The organism is Bacillus songklensis, from assembly GCF_042649685.1.
In the GTDB taxonomy this organism is placed as follows: Bacteria; Bacillota; Bacilli; order Bacillales; family Bacillaceae_H; genus Bacillus_BA; species Bacillus_BA songklensis.
On record NZ_JBHRZT010000043.1, the window covers coordinates 110,494 to 120,037 of the forward strand.

At 38.1% G+C, this 9,544-nt stretch carries 7 protein-coding genes and 2 pseudogenes; 2 read left to right on the forward strand and 7 right to left on the reverse strand.

Going from position 1 to position 9,544, the window contains the following annotated elements; all coding sequences use genetic code 11:
• Positions 1-138: 138 nt before the first annotated feature.
• From ACFOU2_RS10195 to ACFOU2_RS10210, 4 genes are all read right to left on the reverse strand, one after another.
• Positions 139-960 carry an MIP/aquaporin family protein gene (locus tag ACFOU2_RS10195; RefSeq protein ID WP_377914760.1) on the reverse strand — a complete coding sequence of 274 codons (822 nt, stop codon included), beginning with the start codon at positions 958-960 and terminating at the stop codon, positions 139-141.
• A gap of 1,063 nt (positions 961-2,023) precedes the next feature.
• Positions 2,024-3,172, reverse strand: coding sequence for a glycerate kinase family protein (locus ACFOU2_RS10200; RefSeq protein ID WP_377914762.1), 1,149 nt, complete (start codon positions 3,170-3,172; stop codon positions 2,024-2,026).
• A 232-nt stretch (positions 3,173-3,404) separates the two neighbouring features.
• Positions 3,405-4,967, reverse strand: coding sequence for a glucose-specific PTS transporter subunit IIBC (gene ptsG / locus ACFOU2_RS10205; protein ID WP_377914764.1), 1,563 nt, complete (start codon positions 4,965-4,967; stop codon positions 3,405-3,407).
• A gap of 131 nt (positions 4,968-5,098) precedes the next feature.
• On the reverse strand, positions 5,099-6,424 hold the full coding sequence (locus ACFOU2_RS10210) for a 6-phospho-alpha-glucosidase (protein WP_377914766.1): 1,326 nt from the start codon (positions 6,422-6,424) through the stop codon (positions 5,099-5,101).
• Between the two features lie 151 nt (positions 6,425-6,575).
• On the opposite strand from ACFOU2_RS10210, the gene ACFOU2_RS10215 reads away from it, so the two are divergent.
• Positions 6,576-7,379: a MurR/RpiR family transcriptional regulator gene (locus ACFOU2_RS10215; RefSeq protein ID WP_377914768.1), complete on the forward strand. Its 804-nt coding sequence runs from the start codon at positions 6,576-6,578 to the stop codon at positions 7,377-7,379.
• 681 nt (positions 7,380-8,060) lie between these two features.
• The gene (locus ACFOU2_RS10220; RefSeq protein ID WP_377914770.1) at positions 8,061-8,558 is read left to right on the forward strand and encodes a LysR family transcriptional regulator; all 498 of its coding nucleotides are present in this window, start codon (positions 8,061-8,063) and stop codon (positions 8,556-8,558) included.
• Here ACFOU2_RS10220 and ACFOU2_RS10225 read toward each other — a convergent pair.
• From ACFOU2_RS10225 to ACFOU2_RS10235, 3 genes and pseudogenes are all read right to left on the reverse strand, one after another.
• Positions 8,539-8,850 carry an ABC transporter permease gene (locus ACFOU2_RS10225; RefSeq protein ID WP_377914772.1) on the reverse strand — a complete coding sequence of 104 codons (312 nt, stop codon included), beginning with the start codon at positions 8,848-8,850 and terminating at the stop codon, positions 8,539-8,541. The two genes, ACFOU2_RS10220 and ACFOU2_RS10225, sit on opposite strands and share 20 nt — an antisense overlap.
• Before the next feature lie 34 nt (positions 8,851-8,884).
• A pseudogene (locus ACFOU2_RS10230) lies at positions 8,885-9,357 on the reverse strand (ABC transporter ATP-binding protein); the annotation flags it as partial.
• Positions 9,300-9,544 (reverse strand): annotated as a pseudogene (locus tag ACFOU2_RS10235) (hypothetical protein); the annotation flags it as partial. The pseudogenes ACFOU2_RS10235 and ACFOU2_RS10230, both read right to left, overlap by 58 nt.

The window sequence follows — 9,544 nt, forward strand, 5'->3', positions numbered from 1 at the left end:
TATCTTTGTTCAATGAACTTGAAAAATGGTTATCCCAATAATTGCAGCCCCCGATGTGCAGCTTTCCAACATTCGAGGGCTTTGACCTTTACACCTAATTATCCTAATTTTAAGATATGAATAGAAAAATTCCATTTGTTATACCGCTTTTTGCTTTCTTACCTCAAATCTTTTATTTGAGCTGGATACTTTTATAGTCACCACAATCGCTGCTAATATACCAATTAAAATATAGAGCGCATTGATTGACCCATTATCAAATAGTGCATGGTGAAATTGAGCTCCTAATACACCTCCTACAAGTGGACCAACAACTGGAATCCATGCATATTTCCAATTGGAAGACCCTTTTCCTTCTATAGGAAGTAAAAAGTGAGCAATTCGTGCTCCTAAGTCACGCGCAGGGTTAATAGCAAAACCTGTTGTTCCACCTAGCGATAAACCGATTGCAGTTACAAAGAACCCAACAATAATAGGATTAAGTCCTTCAGTAAATTCATTTGCGCCGATTGCCAGTAAACCAAAAACTAATACAGCAGTTCCCAATAGCTCACTAATAAAATTGGATGGCATGTGTTTAATTGCTGGGTCAGTTGAAAAAACAGCGAGCTGTGCGTCTTGATCTTTTGTTTCTTTCCAATGTGGATAATAGTATAGCCAGATAATTGTTGCCCCAATAAAAGCTCCGATCATTTGTGCTGACAAATAGACTGGAACTTCCTTCCACGGGAACTCACCAATTGAAGCTAACCCAACTGTTACAGCTGGATTTAAATGTGCCCCACTTATACTACCTACAGCATAAACTGCAAACGCTACCGCAAATCCCCATCCCATTGAGATGACAATCCATCCAGAATTCTGCGCTTTTGACTTGTTAAGTACAACACCGCCAACAACACCGCATCCGAAAATCACCAAAATCATTGTACCAATAATTTCTCCTAAAAATGCTGACATATCAAAGCCTCCCTTAGCTTATTAAGCGTTTACAATTATTTCTTTCTAGGTTTTTAATCGCATCCTACCATTAATTCTGTTTTTACATCCCCCCTAAATTGATTTATTTGAGAATGGTAGATCTCTATTTCAAGCAGTATTTTCAATACCTATATTAAAATGTAAGCGCTTCACGGTAAACGGACAAAATCAGGTATCTGTCAAAAAACGAATAAGCTAATTTTTCTTAAGTCAATGTGAAGAGCATTTAGGGGACATTCCTCTGAATGGCAAAAGTACTGTACCTGAACAAATGATTAAAGTCTTGGAAAACGTAATTGTAATGGTAAATACTATCTTCAAAAATCTGGTGTACCCTATTGGGACTTTTGCTCATAAATCCTTATGGTCCAGGAGACTTTTTTGTCGGAGGATCAAGCTCTGGATCAGCTGCGAATTTCACTGTAGTGTCCGTTGGAACCGAGACAGAGGCTTCCATTCGCTCTTTTATCAATACTCAACACATACTGCCAATCATTTTAGCTAACTAAAAATAGATTTACAATTTTGAAAATCTCCTTTAATTCTGATAACCTACTAGGATAAAATTAATAGTAAAATCAATCGGTTCTGGTGCAAAAACCAATTGCTAGAAACATATAGCACTCACATGGTTTGGATGGTGACCGTAGACAAATTGATGTAGCAGTGTTTACCTTAATTTCTACTTTTCATTTACCTTAAATTAATCTGTCAAAAAGTACAGAACTGTAATATTCTTTGATTTTAAGTTACTTTATTCAAGATAAACCAACTTCTACACTATCAGATATCTAATTAATTCAACCCTCGGACATTCCAATACCTGATTCCAAGGTTTTTTCTTTTAACACGAAAATAAAAATCAGTAGCAACACCCCAAAAACCACCTTGAGTGTTTTTACTACCATACCCTCCCTTCAACATAGAACTGCACCTGGTCTAAATCCCATAAACTTCGGGGAGTGACAGTGGCACCGTACCCCATGAGAAGAAAAAGGGAATCAGGGCTTACCAGCCCTGATTCCTTAAGCTTAATTCGAATTTATTTAGGGATCGCAAGCATACAGGCACGCAAAACCTGGCCTGCCGTCACCTCTAGCTGTTGAACGGTGACTTTTTCAAGCATCGCCTCCTCAAGTGTCCGGCATTGGGTTTGAATGGAAAAAATAGCATCTAAATACTCATTAATTTTGTCTAGCTTTGTATCAATCCGTCCCGCCAGTCCTATGATAGGCTTACCGTGAGTCTTTGCGTACTTTGCTACAGTAACGGGAACTTTCCCCATTAATGATTGCTCATCTAGGCTTCCCTCTCCGGTAATCACCAGGTCGGCCCACTTGATTTTGTCGCTCAGCCCTGTCATTTCAATCATTATTTCGGCACCTGATTTCATCTCCGCATGAAGACAAGCAACCATGGCTCCTCCGAGACCACCAGCAGCTCCCGCTCCCAGCACCGCCTGAACGTTTACCCCTGTTTCTACATGCAAGATTCCTGCAAACATTCTCAAATCCTGGTCAAGCTGGTCGATATCATCGTTGCTGGCTCCTTTTTGCTTAGCAAAAACATATGCAGCCCCTTCAGGACCATAAAATGGATTCATCACATCGCTGGCGATAGTAAACGTACATTCTTTTAATTCGCCCATTACGTTTTCACCTGACATCGATGCTACATGTAGAAGAGGGTTTCCATTATTGCTAATCAGCTCGCCTGCACGGTCAAAAAATTCCCAGCCCAATGCCTGAAGCATACCCACTCCTCCATCATTGGTGGCGCTTCCGCCAAGGGAAAGGATAAAATGCCGATACCCGCCATGGATCGCATGTTTGATTTGCTCTCCCAAACCGAACGTATTCGTCTCCATCGGGGTCCGCTTTTCCTCAGGTACTAAAGTTAAACCGCTGCTTGCTGCACTTTCGATAAAGACATGGTCATTTCCATTGTAAGGAAATACCGTATATTCAGCGAGAACTGGCATCATTAAGGGACCATTAACGCTTACGGCCTTTTTTTCTCCATTCAAGGCATGGATAAGAGCTTCAACCGTGCCTTCCCCTCCGTCAGCCATAGGAGAAACCACAACTTCGGCTTTGGAATCTGCCATTAGGATACCCTTCTTAATCGCTTCGCCCGCCTTTAACGATGATAGCGAACCTTTAAAAGAGTCAACTGCTATAACAACTTTCATCTATGACACTCCTGTTCATTGTGCCTTTTTTCACTGGCTATTTTAACGGTTTATTACTTCCAAAATTAACGGCTAAAAACCCCCCACTTCAAGACTTTGAGAAATCAAAGAAGTATGAATGAGAAAACAAAAAGGAATCGGGTTCTACCGAGAGCTAGATTAGCGATCGATAAAACCCGAGAGTTTCCCTAATCAAGCTTTCTCTCCTTTGTATATTGAGGCAAGCACCTGATTAGGCGGTTTTATTGTCAATAATTTCCAAAATTTGATTTTTCAATATTTCAGCTGTTGGTCCAAAAATGGCTTGAACGCCGTTGCCTACTTCTAAGACACCTTTTGCACCAAGCTGTTTTAGTTCATCATGGTTAACTTGAGTTTTATCTTTTACACCTACTCTTAATCGAGTAATACATGCATCAATATTCTTGATATTTTCTTCGCCGCCAAGTGCTGCTAAAACACTTAACGCCTGTTTTTGTTTGTTCTTATCCTGGTAGTCCTGTTTGGAATATAGACGATTTGATGTCTCATCTCCACGACCCGGTGTAAGAAGATTCCATTTGCTAATCGCAAAGCGGAATACAAAATAGTAAACGGCTGCCATGGCTAAGCCCACGACAATAACTAACCACCATGGTTCGCCGACACCAGGTAAGATTCCAAATAATGAAAAGTCAATAATACCAGCTCCGCCGGCATACCCGATATTGACATCCAACATATACATGAGCATGAACGACAATCCCGCCATTAAGCAATGGAATACATAAAGCAATGGAGCAACGAATAAAAATGTGAATTCCAACGGTTCAGTGATTCCTGTTAAAACGGCTGTTCCTGCAGCAGTTAATAATAAACCACTCACCGCCTTTTTATTCTCAGGCTTGGCCGTATGATACATAGCCAATGCTACTGCTGGAAGCCCAAATAAAATGAACGGGAATTTACCAGCCATGAAACGACCAGCTGTAATATCAATAGCAGAATTGATTTGTTTATCCGCTAATTGAGCCATGTACATCGCTGTGTCTCCAGAAACGATTGAACCAGCAAGAGTCGTATACGATCCCCCAACCTCTGAAAAACGAATTGGGATATAGAAAATATGGTGCAAGCCAAAAGGAATCAACGCGCGTTCAACTAATCCGTATATAAACATATAAAATGGCGGAGTATTCTCCCCTGCAAGTGAGTTTCCAATGGCAAAAATAAAGTCTTGTACATATGGCCAAACAAATGCCAAAATTAACGCCATGATGATTGAAACACCAGCGGTCACAATCGGAACGAATCTTGTGCCTCCGAAAAACGATAACATTTCTGGCATTTTGAAATCATGATACTTATTATATAATGCTGCTGCGACAAATCCCATTAAGATCCCGCCGAAAACACCAACTTGTAAAGTTGGGATTCCAAGCTCTGTCGTGTAACCAGGTTGTGATGCTGTTTCAGGAGTAATTCCCAATACAATGCCGATTACCGTATGCATGACAACATAACCTACAAAAGCCGCTATGCTGGCTCCAGCTTTTCCTCCTGTCCAGCTACCCGCAATACCAATAGCAAACAAGATTCCTAGATTCTTAAAGATAGCACTTCCGGCACCTTTCATTAACGATGCAAAGGTTTGCCAAGCTCCATCTTCAAGAAATGGCATATATTCTATCAGATAAGGTGATTGTAGAGTCGTACCAATACCTAGCAAAAGACCTGCTGCAGGCAATAAAGAAATAATGACCATAAATGATTTCCCTACACGTTGGAAGAGATCAAAGCTAAAGAATTTCTTCATATATTTCCTCCCCGTTTCCATCAAAATCTTCCAAAAACAAAAAATGAAAGCGCATAATATATTACTATTAAGAAAATAGTAGAGAGAACTTACTTAATAATCGGAAGAACTCCCTACTATGAAAAAACGAATTATTTTAATTCTGGCCAGAAATCTTTATTTGCTTCAATCAGAGCGTCCAATACTTCTCGAGCTTTCCCAGCTGAAACGATTGTACGGTTTAACGTCAACGCTTGCAAGGCTTTCTGGTATGATCCTTCCAGATACGCTTCGACTGTTAGTTTTTCATAAGCAAATTGGCCTTCAATCAATCCTTTATGGAAGGTTGGGATTTCACCAACAGCGTATGGTCTTGGGCCGTTTGCTGTTAAGCTTGCCGCAACCTCTACCATTGCATCCTTCGGAAGGTTATCAATAATACCATCATTTTTTAAGATGACTACAAAATTATCACCTTTATTATAAGCAATGGATTCAGCAACGATTAAAATAAACTCCCCATGAGCATCGTTATGAACAACATGAGAATCTTTAGAAGTACCCACTTCAATCACTCGTTTACATTCTTCAAATACTCTCTTTTCTCTGCCTTCCATTACTTCATTAGCACGTGTATGTTCAGGATTTAACTTCTTAAGAACTTTATCTGGGTATAAATAATATTGTAAGTACGTATTAGGCAAGTAATCAGGAAAATCTCTAACAATTTGCTCAACCATAGCATACGTTTCTAACCATGATTTATCCCGTTGCTCATAGTCCACTGGACGGAATCCGCTTTCTAGAATCATGTCTCTTAATTTTGGTAGAAGATCATTTCCCTCTTGGTCATAAAGATTCGTAAACCATCCGAAATGGTTCAATCCGAAGTACACAGGATCAAAATCTCTAGTATCCATATTTAACAAACGTCCATATGAGCGAAGTAGGTTTTCTGGTTGATCGCAAATATTCAAGATTTTTTTATCTTCTGGAAAAATTCTTTGCAAAGCATCTGCAACAATGGCAGCAGGATTTGTATAATTTAAAATCCAAGCATCTTTTGCTTTGCTGCGAACATCCTTAACTAGTTCGACCATATCTTTAATGGATCTCATTCCATAAGCAAAACCACCTGGTCCACATGTTTCTTGACCGATTACACCTAAGCTTAACGGAATTTTCTCATCTTGTTCCCGCATCGAGTATCCGCCTGTTCTCATCTGAACTAAGACGAAATCAAGATCTTCCGTAAAAGCTTCCTCTTTATTTGTCGTATATGAGAAATCGAGTTCAGGATATTCTTCCTTGAATAAAATTTTAGCAAATTCACCAATAGTTTTTTGACGTTCTTCATTTACGTCCAGCATCACTAAACGATTTATCGAAAATGTTTTTTGTCGAACGCAAATACTTTTTAATAATCCCGGTGTCCATGTGCTTCCTCCACCTACGATTAGTACGTTAAATTTTCTCATATTCTCATCTCCTAAAGAGTTTTTGTTACCGTTTTCATATGTATCTTACCAAAGAAAATAAAGAAGAATGGAAAAGTTTCATTTTATGAAACTTTTTGTGGATGCTGTATAATAGAGCTTAAGAAACAGTGGTAAGGCACGGAGGATTAATATGTACAATTTCTTGGCAAAACTATTAAATTTCATTGAATCATCGACTGATCACACAAACTCAGACATCATTATTGCGGAATATATTTTACGAAATGTTCACGAAATCCCTAATATGTCCATTTACAATGTTGCGGAGGCATGTCACACATCCCCCGCAACCATTACCCGCTTCTGTAAAAGATTTGAAAATATATCATTTAAAGAACTAAAAGAATATGCAAGAACCTTCATCGAATTTAATGTTTCAGAAGTACTTTTTCAACAAATTGAACAAAACATAAACGATGACCTTCTTCATGATTATTACGAAGAGCTACAAGGATCATTGGCAGAAACTAGCCAGTTGATTCATTCCAAGGAGCTACTAAAAGTCGTAAGAAAAATTCATGTTGCGAAAAAAATCTCTTTCTTTGGAGTTACTTTTTCCCATGTCATCGCTCGCAATGCACAGTTTAAATTTATGCGTCTAGGAAAATACTCTGTAGCATACAGCAATCATGAAAATCAAATAACAGAAGCAGAATCATTAACTCCTTCTGATACAGCTATTGTGATTTCTTTTTCAGGAGAAACTCGATTTATCGTACAGTTGGTGAAAATATTAAAGGAAAGAGGCATCCCCATCATCGCCATAACAGGGGACAAGCAATCATTTCTTGCCAAAAACGCTAATGACCTGATCCTTGTCAGCAGCCGTAAGCTTGAATGTTATAAATCTCCAATCATTGAGGAGATCAGTATGCTCAGCGTAATTAATTCCATATACCTTGTGTATTCGATCTTCCTAAATAGTTTGGAGTAGCAATATGATAAGTGCCTGGCACCACCTGAAATTACTCGAATTTTGTCAAAAAAAAAAACCGCCTATCGGCTAGTTCAATGCCGATAGGCGGTTTTTGTATGATAGATTATCTTACTTCTAAGACCGGCACACACTCCGATGGGTTGGATGCGTAGATAAATATTAACTTCCACGTTAGTAAGAAAAAATACCCCCTATAAACTTCTTTTCAATAGAAGATTTGATTCCAAGTTCTAAGGACTTGTTCCTCTTATATAAGATTGTTTATCTTCTTTCTGTTTTTGAAAAAAAAAAATCTAATAGCAAAAACGGATGTTAGATCTCTGGTCAATGTAACTTTGACGTGTTTCTTCCTATTTCTTAAAGAAACTTCTCATCACATGGAATACACCGGCTTTTCGTTTGAGGATATAACAACAAGAGATTTGAATAAAATGTAGAGGGAAATAAATTAGTAAATAAAAAAATTTTTACTTCTGCATTCTCAATGTATATATGTCCATATTTATTAATAACAGTTTTTTTGATTGAATTCTAATAAACATTTGGGAATTTTTAATGTTTATTTCTATATTTGCTTCAAAATCCTTTTATCTAATTAAATCTGTTAGCAAATCTTACAGATAAAAAGAGAAATTTGGTAATTTTGTCTAAAATGGTAGAAAAAAAGGGGACATTTTTATGGATTTATTCGATATCGAAGTATTTATTACAGTCGCAAACTACAAAAGTATGAATAAGGCCTCAAAGTTCCTCCATATTTCACAATCGGCCGTAAGTTCACGGATAGCAAATATTGAAGCAGAACTGGAAACAACATTATTTGAACGATCGAAAACAGGTGTGACGTTAACACTGCATGGAAGGAAATTTTATGTATCTGCTGAACATGTCTTAAATGTAATGAAAAAGAAAACAAAAGATTTGAAAGAGTTCAAAGCAAGAAATCATATTACATTTGGAATTACACAGTCACTTTCCCAGATTGTCTTACCAGTACTATCTACCATCATTCATAACCATTCATCGCTAGAGTGGAAAATCATAACCGGTCGATCTAAAGATCTATTACTATCAACTCAATCAAATGAAATTGATGTAGCAATCATTAATAACCCAATCATAAAAGATGTGGATATAAAACAAATGAGCAAAGAATCTACTCCCAAATCAAACTGATTTCATAGGTTTGACCTGCATAGAAAATCATTCGCCCTATTCCATTTGTTGATCCAATGTATTCCCCTACTATTGCTCCAGTTAACGCAAGACCAATGTTAATTCGCAGTGCTGAAATGATAGACGGCATTGTCCAGGGAACTACTACCTTAGTAAATACTTGGAAGCGCGATGCCCCAAGTGAATAAATCATACGAATTAAATCACTATCCACTTGCTTTAACCCGTTATACGTCGTTAATGTAGTTATTACGCTTGTAATGGCAACTGCCATCGCAATCTTCGAACTCATTCCTAACCCGAAAATTAATACAATTATACATGTGTTCCTTAATTCCTCCAGGACGGGCAGACATAATGTAGACTTCATCTGACAAATAGATTGCTTCATCTATATCATGGATAATGAATAAGATTGTTTTTTTAAATCGTCCCATAAATCAAGTAGCCATTCTTGCATAATAGAACGGGTTTGTGCATCCAACGCACCAAAAGGTTCGTCCAGTAGGATAATATCTCTGTCATAAAGAATTGTCCTTAACAAGGCTGCACGTTGCCGCATTCCTCCAGAAAGCTGTGAAGGATAACTATGCTCAAAACCTTTTAATCCATATTTTGCCAATAGTGGTATAGCAATAGTTTTTGCTTCTTTCCTAGGTATCCCCTTTAACTCCATACCTAGAATAACGTTATCTAAAATCGTTCTCCACGGAAGTAGTAAATCTTTTTGCAACATGTACCCTACAATCCCTGCCAGTCCATTAATAGATTTACCATCCACATAAATTTCTCCCGTACTCTCATCCCCCACAGTTGATACACGTATGGCATAACTTTCTCCTGGTACTTTACATCCAATTCTATGTCTTCGTACCAGTGCTTTAAATATAGCTCTCCATTCTTCAAATAGTCTCCGTCATTGACCGTGATGTACGGGAAGCCCCCATTGACGCGCATGCCGACTAATTGATCACGCACATTTTCCC